Here is a 19,744-nt window from a genome sequence, read left to right on the forward strand (position 1 = left end):
TCAGAACCATCCGGGAGGACCCCACCCCTATGCAGCCGCAGCCGATGTACGACCTCCACCCCGCCGACGACGACCGGCCGGTGACCGTCGACCGCCGGGAGGGCCCGTACGGCGAGGTGGTGCTGCGGCGGCGCGGCGGAGGGCCGTCGGGCGAGGCCGTCTTCGAGATCATCGCCAATGGGTGCTTCCTCATGGACACCTCCGACGGCCGCTCCGAGCGGCTGCTCATCCGCACCGCCCTCGACGCGCTGCCCGCCGACCGCCCCTCCCCCGCACTGCTCATCGGCGGGCTGGGCGTGGGGTTTTCGCTGGTCGAGGCGGCGGCGGAGCCCCGGTGGGGGCGGATCGCGGTGGTCGAGCGGGAGGCGGCGGTGATCGACTGGCACCGCGACGGCCCCCTGGCGGCCGTATCCGCCGGGGCGCTGGCCGATCCGCGCACCGAGATCCTCCACACGGATCTGGTCGAGTGGCTGCGGACCGGCCCGGAGACCTATGACGCGCTGTGCCTGGACATCGACAACGGCCCCGACTGGACCGTCACCGAGGGCAACGACGGCCTCTACTCCCCCACGGGGCTCGCAGCCTGCGCGGCGCGCCTCGCACCGGGCGGGGTGCTGGCCGTCTGGTCGGCGCAGCCGTCGCCCGCGTTCGAGCGATCTCTCCGGAATGCCGGGTTCACGCGGGTGCGTACGGAAGAGGTCAGCGTTGCCCGGGGTGTTCCCGACGTCGTGCATCTCGCGGTTCGGGGCGCGTAGCAAAGCCGCGTACGCTGGCTTTACGCTTGCTTGCCTACCAAACGCGGCTGAGCGATGACCAGGCGCGAGCCGCGGGTTTCACCGGAAGACGCAGGGGCGGGCGTATGGAGCAGACTCACAACGGTCACAACGGGACCGCCACGACCACCCCTGGCGCACAGCGCCGGGTCCTCGTCGTCGAGGACGATCCGACCATAGTGGACGCCATCGCGGCCCGGCTGCGTGCCGAGGGGTTCCAGGTCCAGACGGCGGGAGACGGTCCGGCGGCGGTCGACACGGCCGAGGCGTGGCAGCCCGATCTGCTGGTTCTCGACGTGATGCTGCCCGGCTTCGACGGTCTCGAGGTCTGCCGCAGAGTACAGGCCCGGCGGCCGGTGCCCGTGCTGATGCTGACCGCGCGCGACGACGAGACCGACATGCTGGTGGGGCTCGGGGTCGGCGCCGACGACTACATGACCAAGCCGTTCTCCATGCGCGAGCTGGCCGCCCGGGTGCATGTGCTGCTCCGGCGGGTCGAGCGGGCGGCGCTGGCCGCGCACACCCCGCGCAGCGGGATCCTGCGCCTGGGCGAGCTGGAGATCGACCACGCCCAGCGGCGGGTGCGGGTGCGCGGCTCGGATGTGCACCTCACCCCGACCGAGTTCGATCTGCTGGTCTGTCTGGCGAACACCCCGCGCGCGGTGCTCTCCCGTGAGCAGCTGCTGGCCGAGGTGTGGGACTGGGCGGACGCCTCGGGCACCCGCACCGTGGACAGCCACATCAAGGCGCTGCGCCGGAAGATCGGCGCGGAACGGATCCGTACGGTGCACGGCGTCGGCTACGCCCTGGAGACCCCGGCGGCATGAAGAGGGCCCTCTGGGCACGCAGGGTCACCGAGCTCTGGGCGCGCCGGGCCCCCAAGCGCTGGGCACGCAAGGGCTGGGCACTCAAGGCCGCACGCCGGGCGCCCAGGGGCTGGGCCCGCCGGGCTCCCGGGGGCTGGGCGCGCCGGGCTCCCGGGGGCTGGGCGCGCAGGGTTCCCAAGGTCTGCCGGATGCCCGGGGACCCCAAGGGGCGCCGGGCGTGGTCCCGCGCCACCTGGGCCCGGATCTGGAAGGCGCTGCGCCCCTTCGACCCGTACCGCTCGGTCAAGGCGGCGCTGGGGGCGCTGGTCGTCGGCTCGGTGATCATCACCACGCTGCTGGTCTTCGCGGCGATGCACTCCGACACCGAGCTGCGCGTCATCACCATCTTCTCGATCATCGCCTCGCTGCTGATCACCCAGTTCGTGGCGAACGGGCTGACCGCCCCGCTGGACGAGATGACCGCCGTCACCCGGGCGATGGCGAACGGCGACTACACCCGGCGGGTGCGGGCGGCGCAGCGCCGGGACGAGTTCGGCGACCTGGCGTCCGCGTTCAACCGGATGGCGGCCGACCTGGAGGCGGTGGACACCCACCGCAAGGAGCTGGTGGCCAATGTCTCGCATGAGCTGCGCACCCCGATCGCGGCGCTGCGCGCGGTGCTGGAGAACGTGGTGGACGGGGTGTCGGACGCCGATCCGGAGACCATGCGGGTCGCACTGAAGCAGACCCAGCGCCTGGGCCGCCTGGTGGATCAGCTGCTCGACCTCTCCCGGCTCGACAACGGGGTGGTGCCGCTGCACACGCGGCGGTTCGAGGTCTGGCCGTATCTGGCCGGGATCCTCAAGGAGGCCGGCATGGCCAAGGGCGCGGAGTCCCATTCGGGCGCGCACACCCGTAAGGACGTCCATCTCAACCTGGACGTCTCCCCGCCCGAGCTGACCGCCCACGCCGACGCCGAGCGGCTGCACCAGGTGATGGCGAACCTGATCGACAACGCGGTGAAGCACAGCCCGGCGCACGGCCGGGTGACCGTGCGCGCCCGGCGCGGCGAGGGCCCGGAGAGCCTGGAGCTGGAGGTGCTGGACGAGGGCCCCGGCATCCCGGAGGCGGAGCGGCACCGCGTCTTCGAGCGGTTCAACCGGGGCGGGCTCTCCCCGGACGGCTCGGCGGACGGCCGGCGGCGGCCGGGCCCGGCCAGCGACGGCGGCACCGGTCTGGGGCTGGCGATCGCGCGCTGGGCGGTGGATCTGCACGGCGGGCGGATAGGGGTGGCGGAGTCGCCGCGCGGCTGCCGGATCAAGGTCAGCATCCCCGGACCGGCACCGGAACCCGAACCGGGCACCCCCTGAGATCAAAGCTGAAGTAAAATCGAACCTGTCGCGCACATACGAGCGGCAGGGGTGCACGTCTGCGCTGCCCCGCGCCCGAGGAAACACACGAAACCCCGTGTGTTTCCCGGTCGGACATGCACTGAAACCCGCCAATCAATGTGACTTGCACGACGATGACCAGTGCGACCTGCACGTAAGGGTCCAGAAGGCGTAGCCTTTATTCCCGCTGTCCACCACCTTAGGAAGCGGAAGAGGGCGGTTGCCGCCGTGTCGCCACAGTCCCCCAACACCTCGAGCGTCTCGACCGAAGAACAGGACGGGCAGGGAAGTAACCCTGCCGCCGCCTTCGGCCCCAATGAGTGGCTCGTCGACGAGATCTACCAGCAGTACCTCCAGGACCCGAACTCGGTCGACCGAGCCTGGTGGGACTTCTTCGCCGACTACAAGCCGGGTCAGGACACCGGCTCCGCGGTGGCCGCGCCACCACAGGCAGTAGCCGCGAGCGCCGCCCCGGCGGCCCCGGCCAAGCCCGCCGCGGCCCAGCCGGCGGAGGCAAAGCCCGCCGTCCCGGCCGCCAAGCCCGCGGCCGCGGCTCCGGCTGCCCCGAAGCCCGCGGCGGCGCAGCCCGCGGCCCCCGCCGCGAAGGCCGCCCCGGCCGCCCCCGCGGCTCCGGCCAAGCCCGCCCCGGTCAAGCCGACCCCGGCCGAGCCGACGGTCTCCAAGAAGGAGCCCGCCGCGCCCTCCGCCGGGCCCGAGTTCGTCACGCTGCGCGGTCCCTCCGCCGCCGTGGCGAAGAACATGAACGCGTCGCTGGAGCTGCCGACGGCCACCTCGGTGCGCGCCGTCCCGGTCAAGCTGCTGTTCGACAACCGCATCGTCATCAACAACCACCTCAAGCGCGCCCGCGGCGGCAAGGTGTCCTTCACGCACCTGATCGGCTACGCCATGGTGCAGGCGCTGAAGGCGATGCCCTCGATGAACCACTCGTTCGCCGAGAAGGACGGCAAGCCGACCCTGGTCAAGCCCGAGCACATCAACCTCGGCCTCGCCATCGACCTGGTCAAGCCCAACGGCGACCGTCAGCTCGTGGTGGCCGCGATCAAGAAGGCCGAGACCCTCAACTTCTTCGAGTTCTGGCAGGCGTACGAGGACATCGTCCGCCGCGCCCGCGCCGGCAAGCTCACGATGGATGACTTCACCGGCGTCACGGCCTCCCTGACCAACCCCGGCGGCATCGGCACCGTCCACTCGGTGCCGCGGCTGATGCCCGGCCAGGGCCTGATCGTCGGCGTCGGCGCCATGGAGTACCCGGCCGAGTTCCAGGGCACCTCCCAGGACACCCTGAACAAGCTGGGCATCTCCAAGGTCATGACGCTGACCAGCACCTATGACCACCGGGTGATCCAGGGCGCCGCCTCCGGCGAGTTCCTGCGGATCATGAGCCAGCTGCTGCTCGGCGAGAACGACTTCTTCGACGAGATCTTCAAGGCGCTGCGCATCCCGTACGAGCCGGTCCGCTGGCTCAAGGACATCGACGTCAGCCACGACGACGATGTCACCAAGGCGGCGCGGGTCTTCGACCTGATCCACTCCTACCGGGTCCGCGGCCACGTCATGGCCGACACCGACCCGCTGGAGTACCGCCAGCGCAAGCACCCCGACCTGGACATCATCGAGCACGGGCTCACCCTGTGGGACCTGGAGCGCGAGTTCGCGGTCGGCGGCTTCGCGGGCAAGACCATGATGAAGCTGCGCGACATCCTGGGCGTGCTGCGCGACTCGTACTGCCGCACCACCGGCATCGAGTTCATGCACATCCAGGACCCCAAGCAGCGCAAGTGGATCCAGGACCGCGTCGAGCGCAGCCATGACAAGCCGGAGCGCGAGGAGCAGCTGCGCATCCTGCGCCGGCTGAACGCGGCCGAGGCGTTCGAGACCTTCCTCCAGACCAAGTACGTCGGCCAGAAGCGGTTCTCCCTGGAGGGCGGCGAGTCCGTCATTCCGCTGCTGGACGCGGTGCTGGACGCGGCCGCCGAGTCGCGCCTGGACGAGGTCGTCGTCGGCATGGCCCACCGCGGCCGGCTCAACGTCCTCGCCAACATCGTCGGCAAGTCGTACGCGCAGATCTTCCGCGAGTTCGAGGGCAACCTCGACCCGAAGTCCATGCACGGCTCCGGCGACGTCAAGTACCACCTGGGCGCCGACGGCACCTTCACCGGTCTGGACGGTGAGCAGATCAAGGTCTCGCTGACCGCGAACCCCTCCCACCTGGAGGCCGTGGACCCGGTCCTGGAGGGCGTCGTCCGCGCCAAGCAGGACATCATCGGCAAGGCCGGCACCGACTTCACGGTGCTGCCCGTCGCCCTCCACGGCGACGCGGCCTTCGCGGGCCAGGGCGTGGTCGCCGAGACGCTGAACATGTCGCAGCTGCGCGGCTACCGCACCGGCGGCACCGTGCACATCGTGATCAACAACCAGGTCGGCTTCACCGCCGCCCCGGCCGCGTCCCGCTCCTCGATGTACGCCACGGATGTCGCGCGCATGATCGAGGCACCGATCTTCCACGTCAACGGCGACGACCCGGAGGCCGTCGTGCGCGTGGCGCGGCTCGCCTTCGAGTTCCGCCAGGCGTTCAACAAGGACGTGGTCATCGACCTGATCTGCTACCGCCGCCGCGGCCACAACGAGACCGACAACCCCGGTTTCACCCAACCGCTGATGTACGACCTGATCGACAAGAAGCGCTCGGTGCGCAAGCTCTACACCGAGTCGCTGATCGGGCGCGGCGACATCACGCTGGAAGAGGCCGAGCAGGCGCTCCAGGACTTCCAGGGCCAGCTGGAGAAGGTCTTCACCGAGGTCCGCGACGCGGTCTCGGCCCCGGCCCCGGCCCATGTCCCCGAGCCGCAGCCGGAGTTCCCGGTCACCGTCCAGACGGCCGTCTCCCAGGAGGTCGTCAAGCGGATCGCCGAGTCCCAGGTCAACATCCCCGACCGGATCACCGTCCACCCGCGGCTGTACCCGCAGCTCCAGCGGCGCGCGGCGATGATCGAGGACGACTCGATCGACTGGGGCATGGGCGAGACCCTCGCCATCGGCTCGCTGCTGATGGAGGGCACCCCGGTCCGGCTCGTCGGCCAGGACTCCCGCCGCGGCACCTTCGGCCAGCGCCACGCGGTGCTGGTGGACCGCGAGACCGGTGACGACTACACCCCGCTGCTGTACCTCACCGAGGACCAGGCGCGGTACAACGTCTACGACTCGCTGCTGAGCGAGTACGCGGCGATGGGCTTCGAGTACGGCTACTCGCTGGCCCGCCCGGACGCGCTGGTCATGTGGGAGGCGCAGTTCGGTGACTTCGTCAACGGCGCGCAGACCATCGTCGACGAGTTCATCTCCTCGGCCGAGCAGAAGTGGGGCCAGACCTCCGGGGTCACCCTGCTGCTGCCGCACGGCTACGAGGGCCAGGGCCCGGACCACTCCTCGGCCCGTATCGAGCGCTTCCTCCAGCTGTGCGCGCAGAACAACATGACGGTCGCCGCGCCCACGCTGCCGTCGAACTACTTCCACCTGCTGCGCTGGCAGGTCCACAACCCGCACCACAAGCCGCTGGTCGTCTTCACCCCGAAGTCGATGCTGCGTCTGAAGGCCGCGGCGTCGAGCACCGAGGAGTTCCTGAGCGGCTCGTTCCGCCCGGTGATCGGCGACGAGACGGCCGACCCGGCCGCGGTGCGCAAGGTGGTCTTCTGCTCCGGCAAGGTCTACTACGACCTGGCCGCGGAGCGGGACAAGCGCGGTGCGCACGACACGGCGATCATCCGCCTGGAGCGGCTGTACCCGCTGCCGGGCGCGGAGCTCCAGGCCGAGATCGCCAAGTACTCGGGCGTCCAGAAGTTCGTCTGGGCGCAGGAGGAGCCGGCCAACCAGGGTGCCTGGCCGTTCGTCGCCCTCAACCTGATCGACCACCTGGAGCTGTCGGTCGGCGCGGACGTCCCCGCCGCCGAGCGGCTGGCCCGGGTCTCCCGCCCGCACTCGTCCTCGCCCGCGGTGGGGTCGAACAAGCGGCACCAGTCGGAGCAGGGGGCGCTGGTGAGCGAGGTCTTCGAGATCTGATTCGCCCCGTCCGTCCCGGAAGGCCAGGTCCCCCCAGGGGCCTGGCCTTCCGGCCGTCAGGCCACGTCAGACCGGCAGCGGCTCGAAGTCCCGGACGGGGCGGGTGCGGTCGCGGGCCGCCACGGTCTCGGGGTGGTCCGGACCCAGGACGGCGGCCAGACCGCCGAGGGCCACCTCCTCGATCACGTCCGCCTCGTCGCGCCCGCCACGGATCATCCGCAGGTCCGCGGCCAGACCGATATGGGCCTCCAGGGTCAGCGGATGCCGCTCGCCCAGCGCCTCGGCGGCGTGCAGTCCGGTTTCGCGGCTCAGCGCGCAGGCGTCCTGGTGCCGCCCCGTCGCGTGGTACGTGGCGGCGGTGTTGAGCGCGATCCCCAGCGTCCAGGGGTGGTGCTCGCCGACGGCGGCGGCCATGTCCATGAGCGCGGTGTCCAGAAGCCGTACCGCGAAGTCCGTACGCAGCGTGAGCGCGTGGTTCGCGCGGGCCCCGATGGTGTAGGGATGCCGCTCCCCCAGGGCGGCCCGGTAACGGTTCACGGTCTCCAGGGCGGCCTCCCCGGCCCGGGTCAGGTGGCCCTCGCGCCGGAGGGCGCGGGTGACCCCGGTCGCGATCATGAGCGTCGTGGGTGCGCCCTCGCCCAGCAGGTCCGCCGCGCGTCGCAACAGGCCGTGGATGTCGTCGACGTCGCCGTGTCCGTCGCACAGCCACAAGTGGTATTCGGCGGCCAGGCTCAGCGGATGCCCGGCGCCCAGCACCTCGCGCTGTCGCTCGGCACTGGGCCCCTGGAGCGCCAGCGCCTCCTGGTGACGGCCGGAGAGCCGCAGGTCGTACGCGTGCTCCGTCTCGCAGGCCAGCGTCACCAGCGCCGTCGGGCCCAGCTCCGCCCGCGCGCTGTCCAGCACCTGCCGGGACAGCTCCGCAGCCTCGGTGTAGGAGCCGAGCATGCGCAGTGAGCGGGACAGGCCGCGCTGGGCGTTCCGCGCCTCCGCACCGTCCTCCGGGCAGCTCGCGGCGCACAGGTCACGCTGTCGGCAGGCCAGCTGGTGCGCCTCGGCGTAGCGGGCCAGGCCCCGGAGGTCCGCGGCCAGCCTGGCCATGGCGAGGCGTTGGCCCGGTGCGTCGGTCTCGGTCAGGCTCTCCAGCACCGACCGGTCCAGCGCCTCCGCTGCGGCGTAGTCCCCGGTCTCGCGCAGCAGCGCGGCACGACGGGTGGCCAGCTCCGGGTGGCTGCCCGTCGCCCGATCCACGATGTGCATGCCCGTCGCGTAGTCGCCGCTCAGCGTCAGATAGGTGAGGAATCCGACGACCAGCTTGCGCGACACGGGATCCGGTGAGTCCAGCGCGCCCGAGGGCTCCAGGTTCGGCACGAGCCGGGCGTAGCGCGGCCAGGCGGCGGGGTCGTCCGGGGTGCCGGGGTCCGCTTCCCGCAGCGCCAGGCGGACGACCCGGGCGTACGACTCGCGCTCGTCGCCGGCGATCGACGCCCGTACGGCCTGCTGGAGGGCGCGGGGCAGGCACAGCGCACCGGATTCCAGACGCGCCACCGAATACTGCGCGAGCGCGCCGACCGTCGCATGCCACCGCAGGTCGTCGTCGAGCAACTCGGCCAGCGGGAGGGACAGCTCGCGCAGCGGCACGGCCCGCAGCAGGTCCAGCGGGACGGGCCCGGGCGCGAAGTGGGCGCACAGCCGGAGCAGGTCGATGGCGGCCGGCACGGTCTCCCTGAGCTGGTTGAGCTGGATGCTCAGCGCCACCGGGTACGACAGCGGATACGCGGCCGCCAGCTTGAGGCCCAGGTCCTCGGTCCTGCCCGCGCGCAGCGCCTCGACGTAGTCGCCGACCGGCACGATCGACTCGCCGAGCCAGCCGGCCGTCTGATCGAGTAACAGCGGATGGTCCTCCACCGCCTCCGCGAGCAGCGCCGCCGCGTCGCCGTCGAGGCCGGGCGCGCGGCGCCGGACGAGGGCGACGCTCTCCTCGCGGCGCAGCGGCGGCACATCCAGCAGTTCGGCGTAATGGGTGCCCCACGCCCGGTTCCGCGAGGTGATCAGCACATGACCGGGCCCGGACGGCAGCAGGTCCGCGACCGCGTCGGGGTCGTCCGCCCCGTCCAGGACGATCAGCCAGCGGGCGTACGGCCGCCCGCGGCGCAGGGCGTCGTGCACCGCCCGGACGCGCTCTCCGGACCCGCCGCCGCTCAGGCCCAGGGCGGGGGCAAGTTCGGCGAGGCGCTCGCGCACGGCGGTGCGGCCGTCCGCGCGGGCCCACCACACGACGTCGTACTCGGGCCCGAACCGGTGCGCGTACTCGGCCGCGAGCTGTGTCTTGCCGATACCGGGCGGGCCGAGCAGGGCGCATACGGCGGTGTCGGCCGGTGCGGCGGTCAGCCGCGTCCGCAGCGCGGCCAGCGGCTCCGCGCGCCCGGTGAGATGGGGGTTGCGCCGCGGCACACCGTCCCAGACGGCGGGCAGCGCGGACGGGAAGCGCGGCCCCGGCCGCGCGGGCCCGTCGAATCGGGTCAGCAGCCGGCTCCTGGCCTCGGCCTCGCTCACGCCCCGCAGCTCCAGCGCCTCGACCTCGCCGACGAAGGGCAGCGGGACGTCGTCGACCAGGGCGGCCAGCACACCCTCGCGGCGCAGCTCGCGCATCGCCGCGTCCCAGTCGATGCCCGCGTGCCGCCCCGCGGCGCGGAAGTGCTCGCTGACGACCAGGACGTGCGGGCCGTTGTCGGGGTGGAGGTCGCGTACGGACGCGGGGGAGGAGGGTTCCCAGAGCCACAGCGCGACCCGCGGCCCCCACGTCTCCAGGGTCCGGCCCAGCCACTCCGCCCAGGAGCGGTCCGCCGCCACATAGCTGATGTCGACGGGAACCGGGCCGTCCGGCGCCCGCTCCTCGAACGGCGTGGCGCGGCGCTCGCGCGTTCCCCCGGCGACGGGGCGCGGCCCGTCCGGGTCGTCATGGCGCCAGAGGTGGGCACCGGTGCCCTGGGCGCGCAGTTCGGCGAGTTCCGAGGCCAGCCGCAGGGCCCGCTCCTCGGCGGCCATGGCCTGCTCCTGGGCGGACCGCAGCCGGTCGGCCACGGCCTCGTCGGCGGCGCTCTCCGCGTTCTCGCCCGCCGTCTCCTCCTCCGTCTGGAGCTGGTGTTCCAGCGCCTCGCACCGCCGCTCGGCCTCCAGCGCCTGCCGCTTGGCCTCCGTCAACGCGCCCTGGAGCCGGACGACTTCCGCGCGCAGCCGGTCCCGTTCGGCCGTCAAGTCCTCGCGCTCCTGGCGCAGCCCCGCCATCTCCGCGCTCGGGGCCGCGGGGTCCGCCGCGGTGATCGCGGTGCGCCGCTGCTCGACCTCCATGTCGGCGATGCGCTGTTTCCGTACCAGCAACGCCTCCAGGAGCGCCTCGGCGCGCACCTCGGCGTGCTGGCGCAGACGGTCCGCGTCGGCGAGCTGGTCGCGCAGGTTCTGGAGCTCCCAGCCGACCTTGTTGGTGGCCCGCAACGCCTTGCGTTGCTGGGCGTGCACATGGGCCACGACCTCGGCGGAGGACGGCCGTCCGGTGGCCTTGGCTGCGTGGGTGAAGAGCTGGTCCACGAACTCGGCCGGGGGCACCACGGTCCCGTTGAGATAGCGCGAGACGGTCCCGGCGTCGTAGTGCAGCCGTACGGCGAGGACCCGCAGCGACACCCCGACCGCCCCGAACAGCTCCCGCAGGCTCTCGGCCAGCGCCCGGCAGTCCGGTCCCACCTGTTCGGGGATCGGCTTCAGATCCCCGATCCGCCGCGCCGCGCCCCGCTCCGGCACCAGCTCCCCGCCGACGGGTCCGTCCTCCATGGGTGGTCGCCCCTCCCCCGTTGCGGCCGCACTGCAACGCGTGCGGGCTGCCGCAACACCCCAGAGCCCGCACATCGTGAAACGTACCCCGGCGCCTTCGCCGGTTTCACGAAAGCAGGTCAAAGATGCCGAACCGCCGCCGCTCCGCCGTCCTCACGCTCTCCGCCGCCGCGGTCACCGGCGCCGTCCGAGCGCTGGTGTCCTGGCTGCTCAGCCGCACGACGGAATGACCGCGGTCCGCTCCGCCGCCTCCCCCGCGCGCGGCAGCGCGGCGGAGGCGACGGCGAGCCGCTCGGCGAGTTCGTCGCGCACCCGGGCGAGGGCGGCGATCCGCTCGTCCAGCACGCTCAGGCGGCGGCGCCCGACGTTCAGCCCGGCCTCGGAGGGCGGGCTGTTCGGCAGATCGCCGTCCAGGCAGGCGCGGAAGTGCTCGACGTCCTCCAGCGTGAGCCCGGCGTCCAGCAGATAGCGGATGTTGGCCACGCGCCGGATCGCCCGCTCGTCGTACATCCGGTAGCCGTTGACCGCGCGGGCCGAGCTCAGCAGCCCGCGCTCCTCGTAGAACCGCAGGGCCCTGGTGGTGGCACCGGTGGCCTTCGCCAACTCCCCTATCCGCATACGGCGACACTACCCATGGATCGACGGAAGCTCGGCGCACTCGCGGTGGAGCGCACTTCCGGTGGAGCGCACTTCCGGCGGAGCGCTCAGCCGACCAGCGCCCCGCCGTCCACGGGCAGCACGACACCGGTGGTGTAGCCCGCCTCGGCCCTGGCGAGCTGGGCGATCCAGAAGGCGACCTCCTCCGCCCGGCCGACCCGCCGCAGCGGCACATGCTCGATCAGCGTCGTCCGCAGGGCCTCGATCTGCTCGGCGTCGAGCCCCTGGTGCTGTCCGATCGGGGTGGCGATGGGGCCGGGGGCCACCCCGACCACGCGCACCCCGCTCGGGGCGAACCACACCGCCCAGCTCCGAGTCAGCGTGTCCAGCGCGGCCTTCAGCGCCGCGTACAGCTCTCCGCCGGTGAACGGCCAGCCGCGCTGGCCGATCGCCGTACTGACGTTGATCACGACCCCGGCGGTCTCGCTCAGATGCGGAAGGGCGGCCTGGGTGAGGTGGACCGGGGCGAGCAGGTTGACGGCGAGCATCTCCTCCGCGGCCTCCCGCTCGGCGTCCCCGAGCGGCGTCTGCCGGACCACGGCGGCGTTGTTGACCAGCACATCGATCCGGCCGAACGCCTCCCGCGCGGTGTTCACGATCAGCTCGGCGGCGCCGGGGGCCGAGACGTCGGTCGCGAGCTGCTGGATGCCCGGTGCCTCGGCGGCCGTCTCGGCGAGCCTGTCCGCCGTACGGCCCACCACCAGCACCTGGGCGCCCTGCTCGGCGAAGGTCCGCGCGGTGGCCCGCCCGATCCCCGTGCCCCCACCGGTGACGATCACCGCTTTGCCATGGAAGTGTGCGGCTGTCATGTCTGTCATGCCGATGAACCGTAAACATTGACGCATGCGTCAACGTCAACCCCGGCGGCCCTCAGGTCGCTCACCGGGTCGTACGGCCGCATATCCTGGGCTGGCACATCCACACCACCCCCTCCGGAGCGACCCTTGTACTTCACCGATCGCGGTATCGAGGAACTGGAGCAGCGGCGCGGCGACGAGGAGTTCACCTTCGAGTGGCTCGCCCAGCAACTGCGGACGTTCGTCGACCTGAACCCGGACTTCGAGGTCCCGGTGGAGCGGCTGGCGACCTGGCTGGCCCGGCTCGACGAGGAAGACGACGACATCTGACGGCTGAGGGCGTCCCCGGCCGAGGGCGCGAGTCCCGGGGCGGGGACGTCCGGGCGCCGCGGCCCCGGTGGCCGCCCCTCAGGCCACCACCGGACCGCGCCCCGGCGCCCCCGCCTCGTGGTCCAGCCGGGGGTCGGACACCAGCACCGCCTGCTGGAGCCGCTGGAGCTTCGCCGAGGGCTCGAGACCCAGCTCCTCCGTCATCGCCGTCCGCAGCCGCTGATAGACCGTCAGGGCACGGGTGCGCTGGCCGGAGCGGTGGAGGGCGAGCATGTACTGCCCGTGCAGGCCCTCGTGGAAGCGGTGCTCCACGACCAGCGAGGCGAGGTCGCTGAGCACCTCCAGATGGCTGCCGAGCCGCAGCCGGGTCTCGATACCGCGCTCGGTGACCGTGAGCCGCGACTGCTCGAGCCGGGCGACCTCCGCCTGGAGCGGCCGGCCGTGCGGGGTGACGTCGACCAGGGCCGGGCCCTGCCAGAGGGCCAGCGCCCGCCGGAAGGAGGTGTCGGCCGTCCGCTCGTCGCCGACCTCCAGCGCGCATTCGCCCTCGGCGACGAGGTCGCGGTACTCGTGGACGTCGAGCTCACCGGGCTCCACCACCATGGCGTAGCCCCCGGGCCGGGTCTGGAGCACATCCCGGGTGACGGTGGCCGAGGGGATCCCCAGCATCTCGGCGAGCAGCTTGCGCAGATGCAGGATGTACGTCTGGAGCGTGGTCAGCCCGGTGCGCGGCGGCTGATCGCCCCAGAGCTCGGCCATCAGCGACTGCACCGGCACCATCCGGCCGGCGTTGAGCAGCAGCAGCGACAGGACCTTGCGCGGCTTCATCGCGCTGGGCACCCCGGAGCGGGCGCCGAGGCCGAGTGTCAGCGGTCCGAGCACGCTCACCCGCATGGGTGGCACCTCTCTTCGGGCTTCATGGGCGGTACGCGCGGACGAGCAGGTCGGCGGCGCTCTCGTAGATGGCGGCGGCCTCGTCGTCGGCGAGCGGGCGGGTACCGTACATCGACTGGTAGAGGCCCTGCTGGACGACCAGGGCCACGAACTGGTGGGCGGCGGCGGCCGGATCCGGCACGCTCAGCTCGCCGCGGCTGCTGCGCCGGCCGAGCATCTCGGCGAGATACTTCACCAGCTGCTGGGGCTCGCCCTCCGCGCACGCGGGGCGCAGCGACGGGTGGCGGGCGACCTCGGCGATGACCAGGCGGCGCAGTGCGGAGGCCCGTTCGTCGAGGAGCACGGCGAGCACCCGGTGGCCGAAGGCGATCAGCGCGGCGCGGGCGTCGCCGCCGTCGTACGCCTCGGCGTTCGCGGCGCCGTCCGGGCCGAGGACGTACGGGGAACCGGCGGCGAAACCGGCCGCCACCCGCTCCCGCTCCTCCTCGACGGCGGCGATGAACAACCGTTCCTTGTCGCCGAAGTGGTTGTAGACGGTCTGCTTGGACACACGGGCCTCGTCCGCGATGACATCCACACTGGCCCGGTTGTATCCCTCGCGCAGGAAGACGGCCACGGCCGCCTCCAAGATCGCCTGCCGCTTGGCGGGTTGGGGGCCCGCGGGTCGTCCCGCGGCGCTGCGCCGGGGACCGCTGTCCGTCCGCAACGGCCCAACCTCCTCGCTCCGAGCCGGTCTTGCCCTCGATGGACTTGTGAGTCTAGCCTTCGTTTACCGCAGTGGACTAGCCCGTCCAGTCCATTTAATTCATCAGCGGATCATGCCTGTTTCACCGTTTTCACCCTTTTCGTCGTTTTCATCGTTTTCATCGGTCCATCACCGCTTCACAAGGAGAGCTCGATGAGCGCACCGGAGAACAGCGGGGCCCTGAGCCCTCTCACCCTGGCGCCGGAGGCGCAGCGGCAGCTGTTCCTGGAGGCCCGGACGGCCAACACCTTCACCGACGAGCCGGTCACGGAGGAACAGGTCCGCGCGATCCACGAGTTGGTCAAGTACGCGCCCACCTCGATGAACCAGCAGCCGCTGCGGGCGGTCCTGGTGCGCTCGGCGGAGGCGCGCGCCCGGCTGGTGGCGCATATGACGGGGCGGAACCAGGAGAAGACCGCCAAGGCGCCGCTGGTGGCGGTGCTCGCCGCGGACCTGGACTTCCATGAGGAGCTGCCGCGGCTGGTGCCGTTCATGGAGAACCCGCAGGCGTTCTTCGCCGACCCCGACGTCCGGGAGGGGTCGGCGCGATTCAACACGGCGCTCCAGGTGGGCTACTTCATCCTGGGCGTGCGCGCCGCGGGGCTCGCCGCCGGGCCCATGATCGGCTTCGACCACGCGGCAGTCTCCAAGGAGTTCTTCGAGGACGGTCGGCACACGGCGGTCTGTGTGGTCAACATCGGCAAGCCGGGCCCCGACGCCTGGATGGGGCGGCTGCCGCGCCTGGAGTACGACGAGGTCTTCCGTACGGTCTGAAAACCGGTCCGAGAACCCGTCCGAGAACCGGCCTGAGACCTCGGCCCGCGAAACGGTATCCGCCCGCTTCCCCGCGCCCGAAAGCGCGGGGAAACGGGCGGGCCGGTACGGAGGCCCTCGCCCAGCTCTTGATCAGCTCTCGATCAGCTCTCGATCAGCTCATGGAACGCCACGGTGTCGAAGATGTCCTCCATCCTCGCCGCCTTGCCGTCGCGCATCGTCCACGAGTGGACGAAGTCCAGGGTCACGGTCGTCCCGCGGCGCGAAGTCACCTCACGGGTGCCGAACACCACGATCCGGTCGCCCTGTTCGATGAACTCCTTCGGCTCGAGCCGCATCCCGCCCAGCACGGTGGGCACATGGGCCAGGAACTCCTTGATCCCCGCATGGCCCAGCTTGGTGCCGCCGAGCCCGTACTTGGCCATCCCCTCCGGATGCACCCACTCCACACCGGGGTGCATACCGGACAGGATCCCCTCGATGTCGCGGTCGCGGAAACCGGCGTAGGAGGCGCGGATGGCCTCGATGTTCGGTGATGCCATGGTGTTCGCCACTCCTCGGACGGCGGTGTGCCGCGGCTAGGACGGAAGGTGCTCGGGGTGGAGCGCCTGGAGCGTGCGCCGTACGCCCTCGCGCCACGGCACCCGGCAGGGGCCGGTGATCTCGCGCCGCCTCGTGGGGTCGAAGTGATAGGTCTCGCGGGTCACCTCGCTGGGCACGAGCCGGGCCCGTACCCCGGTGAGCTCCTCCAGATGGCGCACGCAGTCGGTCATCCCGACCGCCTCGTCCCCGCCCCAGTTGACCAGCGTGGCCGGAGTCGAGGCGGCCTGCCACAGATGGGGGACATGGGCGATCAGATCGTCGGTGTGGAGGAGCGAGCACCAGTTCTGGCCCTCCATGGGCACCGGTATCGGCTCGCCCGCGAGCATCCGCTTGAAGTAGAGCATCGGCACCCCGCCGTAACCGCCGGGGCCGTAGGCGATGTTGAGCCGGGCGATGGTCGTCGGCAGATCCAGCACCTGGGCGAACGCCCGTACCGCGCCCTCCGCGGCGATCTTGCCCACCGGGTAGGCGGGCAGCCAGTCGGCCACTCCGTCGACGGGGTCGTCCTCGGAGTACGCGTGGTCGAGGGTCTGCCGCTTGTAGAGCGCCCCGGTGGAGACGAAGAGGAACGCCTCGGCGCTCCGGCAGTGGGTCATCAGACGGCCGGTGGCCACCGAGTTGACCTCGATGGCCGCGTTGACGTCGCCGTCCTCGCCGCGGCGCACCGCCGAGTGGAAGACATGGGTGAAGTCGTCCGGCAGCCCCTCGTACGCCGCCGGGCCCTGGTCGTTCATGTCCCAGTGGAATGTGGTGATCCCCTGGTCGGTCAGCTCCTTCTCGACACCGGGGGTGCCGAACCGGCCCAGGCACCACACCTCGTTGCGCCCGGCGAGCGCCTCGGCCACCGGCCGGGCCACCTGCCCGGTGGCCCCGGTGACCAGGATCTTCTTGCCTTCCACCCTGCTCTTCTCCCTTTGCCTGGCCATCATGGGTCCTTGTGCCCGGCCCGCGCGGGGCCTGTGTACCTGGCCCTCGCGAGCCTGTGTCCGGCCCCGCTCGGGCCTGCGCTCCAGCCCTGCCGGGCCTGTGTCCGGCCCTCCGGGCGGCCTATGCCCGGCCCGTTGTCCGGGCGCGGTCGGCGTCGCCCAGCGCACGGTCGAGTTCCCTGCGCAGCACCGCCTGGAAGGCCGCGACATGGCGCGGGCCCATCAGGGTGTAGTGCTCACCGGGGACGTCCAGATACCGGTTGGGCTCGGTGGTGAACTCGTCCCACCTGCGCAACTCGTTCGCCAGCCAGTCCTCCTTGGTGCCGCGCAGCGGGATCGCGTAGAAGACCGTCATGGAACGGGTGGTGCCGCTGGGGTGGTAGTCGCGGCCCAGCGCGGTCAGGCCGTGGGCCAGCTCCGCCCAGGCGGTGAACTTGCCGAGGTCCAGGTCGAGTTCGTCCAGCCGGCCCCGCGGGGCGATCCGCAGCAGATGCGCGAGCTGCTCCTCGCGGGGCAGCGGGCGCAGCTCGGCGGGGAGGTCGAGCGACTGCTTCTTGTTGATCAGGTCGAGGAAGAAGGCGAGGTTGGTCGCGGTCTCGATGAAGTCGAGCTCGTCCATGCGGTACTTGATGTGCGGCGGGAGGTTGAAGCTGCCCGCGAAGTCGACCCGCTCGCCCTGGGCCTCGAGCGCCTTGGCGATCTCGAAGGCCACGGCGCCGCCGTAGGAGTATCCGGCGATGGCGTAGGGGCCGTGCGGCTGGCGGGCGCGGATGGCCTCCACATAGCACTCCACCATCTCCTCGAAGCTGGTGAAGGGCTTCTCGCCCTCGTTGAAGCCACGGGCGCGCAGTGCGTAGAACGGCCGGTCGCCGACGAAGTACTTGGCGAGGTTGACGAAGACCAGGACCTCGCCGACGCCGGGGTGGACACAGAACAGCGGGGTCTTCTCACCGCCGGTCTGGAGCGGTACGACCGGGTCGTACTCGGCGGCGTGGTGTGTGCCGCCGCCCGCGATCCGGGCGGCGAGCCGCCGTACCGACGGCGCCGTGAGCACCGTGATGACCGGCAGGTCCGCGACCCCGAGGAGCCGGTGGACCTGGCGCCGCAGCCGCAGGATGTCGAGCGAGGTGCCGCCGAGGTCGAAGAAGCCGGCGGTGGCGCTGATCCGCTCGGGGACGGTGTCGAACATCTCGGCGTAGATCTCCGCCAGGACCCGCTCGGTCTCGCCCTCGGGCGGGGTGTGGCGGCCGAGGCGGCGGGTGGTCAGCTCCGCGACCCGCTCGATGACATCGTCGTAGCCGCCGGACTCCAGGCGCTGGCGCATCCTGCGGCGCAGCGTCTTGCCGAGGCTGGTCTTGGGGAAGGCGTCCCTGGGCAGCGGCAGGATGAGGAAGGGTCTGAAGCCCCAGTGGATCACGACGGTCGAGCGCACCGCGGTGATCATGCGGTACAGCCCGGCCTCGTCGTCGTCCGCGGGCTCCGGGCTGACGGCGATGACCAGCTGCTCGGTGTCGCTGCCGGGGCGGCGGGTCGGGAACGCCGCGACATAGCCGCTCACGACGTCGTCCAGCTGCTCCAGGGCGGCCTCTATCTCATGGCTGAAGTAGTTGACGCCATTGACGATGACGCTGTCCTTGCTGCGCCCGACGAGGGTCAGCCGGCCCTCGTCGATCCGGCCCAGGTCGCCGCTGCGGAACCAGCCGTCGGGGGTGAAGGCTTCCTCGGTGGCCTCCGCGTTGTTGTAGTAGCCGGTGGTGATCATCGGCCCGCTGAGCTGGAGCTCGCCGATCTCGCCCTCGGGCAGCGCCCGGTGGTCGTCATCGGCGACCCGGATCCGCAGCCCCTCGACGGGGGTGCCGAGGTTGGCGAACTCCTCGCCCACGTCGGTGACCGGGAACGCGCGGTTGTAGATGCTGCCCGCGCAGGTCTCGGTCATCCCGAAGGCGGGCCAGAGCGCGCCCTCCCGCAGACCGTACGGAGCGTAATGGGCGAGGAATGCCTCGCCGGTCGCCACGACATTCGCCTCTCCGCCGCTGACGATATGGCGCAGCGCGCTGAGATCGAGCCCTTCGCCGCCCGCCGATATCTCCTCCGCGATCTCCTGCACGGAGGAATTCAGCGGGCCGAGGAGGAAGTTCGGCGTAAAGGTCATCGTGACCTTGTGACGGGAAATGATACGGAGGAACCGCAGCGGCTCCTCGAGAATGACCGAGGCTTCCGCATGCAATTGTTCGGCGCCCACGTACAGCGGCAGCATATGCGCTTCCAAAAGCGCGGCCACATGGTCGTAGGAAATCCAATTGAAGGTGGTGTCGGCGGCGGTGAGCCGCTGTTTCCCCGCCTTTCCTGCCATGGACGCCAGGATATTTCCATGGGTGAGCATGACCGCCTTGGAATTCCCGGTGGAGCCGGAGGTCAGCACCAGCAGGGCGAGGTCCTCCGGGGCCGCGGAGTGCACGGCGGGTTCTCGGTCGCGCTCGGCGCCGGAGGGGCCCCCGGCCTCCCGCAGCTCCTCCACGGCGGCCACCGCGAGCCCGGGAACCTCCGGCAGCTCGGCCCGCATCGTCTCGGTGGTGACCAGCAGGGGGCCGTCCAACAGCCCGTTGACATGGGCGAGTTGGGTCGCCCAGCGGGCCGGGTCGCCGGTGATCGGCACCATCGGGCAGGGCACGAAGCCGCCCAGCAGACAGGCCCAGAGGACCGTCAGGAATTCCGGCTGGCGGTCCAGCAGCAGGGCCACCTTGTCCCGCGGCCGCAATCCGCGGTCCCGGAGTGCGGAGAGAAGCCCGAGGGCCGATTCCAGAAGTTCCGGATAGGACTGCCGCACGGATTCACTCGCCGTGGGCCCGGTCAGATAGCGCACCCCGGAATGGGCGTGGTCACGGGCGGCCCGCAAGAGCAACCGGGCAACCGAGGGCGGCTCCGCGCCTTCTTCTGGTACCGAGGTTTTCCAGGGTTGTGACGTCATTCCCCCCACGGCCCCTCCCGATTCTGAGGCCACGAAGGTAACAGCCTCAAACATATGTCTCCATGACGCTCTACCAGGGCTCTAGCGAAGCTCTAGCGGAAATTCCCACGGTGGATCACTTTCTTGAAGAAGGGCGATTCAACCCGCCGGGAAACGATGACTGTGCCATGCATCTGTCGCC

Annotated in this window: 14 protein-coding genes; 6 read left to right on the forward strand and 8 right to left on the reverse strand. The window is 71.5% G+C overall.

The window, feature by feature from the left end; genetic code table 11:
• Positions 1-29: 29 nt before the first annotated feature.
• The 4 genes from NQU54_RS36285 (at position 30) to NQU54_RS36300 (ending at position 7,044) form a co-directional block, all read left to right on the forward strand.
• On the forward strand, positions 30-755 hold the full coding sequence (locus NQU54_RS36285; RefSeq protein WP_257634731.1) for a spermidine synthase family protein: 726 nt from the start codon (positions 30-32) through the stop codon (positions 753-755).
• A 104-nt stretch (positions 756-859) separates the two neighbouring features.
• On the forward strand, positions 860-1,600 hold the full coding sequence (locus NQU54_RS36290; RefSeq protein WP_014054863.1) for a response regulator transcription factor: 741 nt from the start codon (positions 860-862) through the stop codon (positions 1,598-1,600).
• A gap of 188 nt (positions 1,601-1,788) precedes the next feature.
• The gene (locus NQU54_RS36295; protein WP_257634765.1) at positions 1,789-2,949 is read left to right on the forward strand and encodes a HAMP domain-containing sensor histidine kinase; all 1,161 of its coding nucleotides are present in this window, start codon (positions 1,789-1,791) and stop codon (positions 2,947-2,949) included.
• Positions 2,950-3,198: 249 nt separating this feature from the next.
• Positions 3,199-7,044, forward strand: coding sequence for a multifunctional oxoglutarate decarboxylase/oxoglutarate dehydrogenase thiamine pyrophosphate-binding subunit/dihydrolipoyllysine-residue succinyltransferase subunit (locus NQU54_RS36300; protein ID WP_257634732.1), 3,846 nt, complete (start codon positions 3,199-3,201; stop codon positions 7,042-7,044).
• Positions 7,045-7,110: 66 nt separating this feature from the next.
• Here the strand turns inward: NQU54_RS36300 and fxsT are convergent, their stop codons facing one another.
• From fxsT to NQU54_RS36315, 3 genes are all read right to left on the reverse strand, one after another.
• Positions 7,111-10,869, reverse strand: coding sequence for an FxSxx-COOH system tetratricopeptide repeat protein (gene fxsT, locus NQU54_RS36305; protein WP_257634733.1), 3,759 nt, complete (start codon positions 10,867-10,869; stop codon positions 7,111-7,113).
• Positions 10,870-11,079: 210 nt separating this feature from the next.
• Positions 11,080-11,487 (reverse strand): MerR family transcriptional regulator, encoded by a 408-nt coding sequence (locus NQU54_RS36310; RefSeq protein ID WP_257634734.1) that lies wholly within the window; start codon positions 11,485-11,487, stop codon positions 11,080-11,082.
• A gap of 86 nt (positions 11,488-11,573) precedes the next feature.
• The gene (locus NQU54_RS36315) at positions 11,574-12,344 is read right to left on the reverse strand and encodes an SDR family NAD(P)-dependent oxidoreductase (RefSeq protein WP_257634735.1); all 771 of its coding nucleotides are present in this window, start codon (positions 12,342-12,344) and stop codon (positions 11,574-11,576) included.
• 126 nt (positions 12,345-12,470) lie between these two features.
• Between NQU54_RS36315 and NQU54_RS36320 the strand changes: the two genes are divergently transcribed.
• Entirely contained in the window at positions 12,471-12,653 is a 183-nt protein-coding gene (locus NQU54_RS36320; protein ID WP_069873214.1) for a DUF6104 family protein, read from the forward strand.
• 78 nt (positions 12,654-12,731) lie between these two features.
• Here the strand turns inward: NQU54_RS36320 and NQU54_RS36325 are convergent, their stop codons facing one another.
• On the reverse strand, positions 12,732-13,547 hold the full coding sequence (locus tag NQU54_RS36325; protein ID WP_069873212.1) for an AfsR/SARP family transcriptional regulator: 816 nt from the start codon (positions 13,545-13,547) through the stop codon (positions 12,732-12,734).
• 22 nt (positions 13,548-13,569) lie between these two features.
• Complete coding sequence (locus tag NQU54_RS36330) at positions 13,570-14,253, reverse strand: TetR/AcrR family transcriptional regulator (protein ID WP_069873209.1); 684 nt, start codon at positions 14,251-14,253, stop codon at positions 13,570-13,572.
• A 192-nt stretch (positions 14,254-14,445) separates the two neighbouring features.
• On the opposite strand from NQU54_RS36330, the gene NQU54_RS36335 reads away from it, so the two are divergent.
• Complete coding sequence (locus tag NQU54_RS36335) at positions 14,446-15,066, forward strand: malonic semialdehyde reductase (protein WP_069873207.1); 621 nt, start codon at positions 14,446-14,448, stop codon at positions 15,064-15,066.
• A gap of 143 nt (positions 15,067-15,209) precedes the next feature.
• Here NQU54_RS36335 and NQU54_RS36340 read toward each other — a convergent pair whose 3' ends face one another.
• The 3 genes from NQU54_RS36340 to NQU54_RS36350 form a co-directional block, all read right to left on the reverse strand.
• Complete coding sequence (locus NQU54_RS36340) at positions 15,210-15,608, reverse strand: nuclear transport factor 2 family protein (RefSeq protein ID WP_257634736.1); 399 nt, start codon at positions 15,606-15,608, stop codon at positions 15,210-15,212.
• Between the two features lie 36 nt (positions 15,609-15,644).
• On the reverse strand, positions 15,645-16,595 hold the full coding sequence (locus NQU54_RS36345) for an NAD-dependent epimerase/dehydratase family protein (protein WP_257634737.1): 951 nt from the start codon (positions 16,593-16,595) through the stop codon (positions 15,645-15,647).
• Positions 16,596-16,716: 121 nt separating this feature from the next.
• Positions 16,717-19,563 carry a non-ribosomal peptide synthetase gene (locus tag NQU54_RS36350; RefSeq protein ID WP_257634738.1) on the reverse strand — a complete coding sequence of 949 codons (2,847 nt, stop codon included), beginning with the start codon at positions 19,561-19,563 and terminating at the stop codon, positions 16,717-16,719.
• Positions 19,564-19,744 lie beyond the last annotated feature (181 nt).

Origin of the sequence: Streptomyces malaysiensis subsp. samsunensis (genome assembly GCF_024519315.1) — a bacterium.
Lineage (GTDB): Bacteria > Actinomycetota > Actinomycetes > Streptomycetales > Streptomycetaceae > Streptomyces > Streptomyces malaysiensis.

Bases quoted from the DNA above. Each gene is read 5' to 3' on its own strand.
- NQU54_RS36285 (WP_257634731.1), top strand. From the start codon at position 30: ATGCAGCCGCAGCCGATGTACGACCTCCACCCCGCCGACGACGACCGG.
- NQU54_RS36290 (WP_014054863.1), top strand. From the start codon at position 860: ATGGAGCAGACTCACAACGGTCACAACGGGACCGCCACGACCACCCCT.
- NQU54_RS36295 (WP_257634765.1), top strand. From the start codon at position 1,789: ATGCCCGGGGACCCCAAGGGGCGCCGGGCGTGGTCCCGCGCCACCTGG.
- fxsT (WP_257634733.1), bottom strand. From the start codon at position 10,869: ATGGAGGACGGACCCGTCGGCGGGGAGCTGGTGCCGGAGCGGGGCGCG.
- NQU54_RS36310 (WP_257634734.1), bottom strand. From the start codon at position 11,487: ATGCGGATAGGGGAGTTGGCGAAGGCCACCGGTGCCACCACCAGGGCC.
- NQU54_RS36315 (WP_257634735.1), bottom strand. From the start codon at position 12,344: ATGACAGACATGACAGCCGCACACTTCCATGGCAAAGCGGTGATCGTC.
- NQU54_RS36325 (WP_069873212.1), bottom strand. From the start codon at position 13,547: ATGCGGGTGAGCGTGCTCGGACCGCTGACACTCGGCCTCGGCGCCCGC.
- NQU54_RS36335 (WP_069873207.1), top strand. From the start codon at position 14,446: ATGAGCGCACCGGAGAACAGCGGGGCCCTGAGCCCTCTCACCCTGGCG.
- NQU54_RS36340 (WP_257634736.1), bottom strand. From the start codon at position 15,608: ATGGCATCACCGAACATCGAGGCCATCCGCGCCTCCTACGCCGGTTTC.
- NQU54_RS36345 (WP_257634737.1), bottom strand. From the start codon at position 16,595: ATGGCCAGGCAAAGGGAGAAGAGCAGGGTGGAAGGCAAGAAGATCCTG.
- NQU54_RS36350 (WP_257634738.1), bottom strand. From the start codon at position 19,563: ATGACGTCACAACCCTGGAAAACCTCGGTACCAGAAGAAGGCGCGGAG.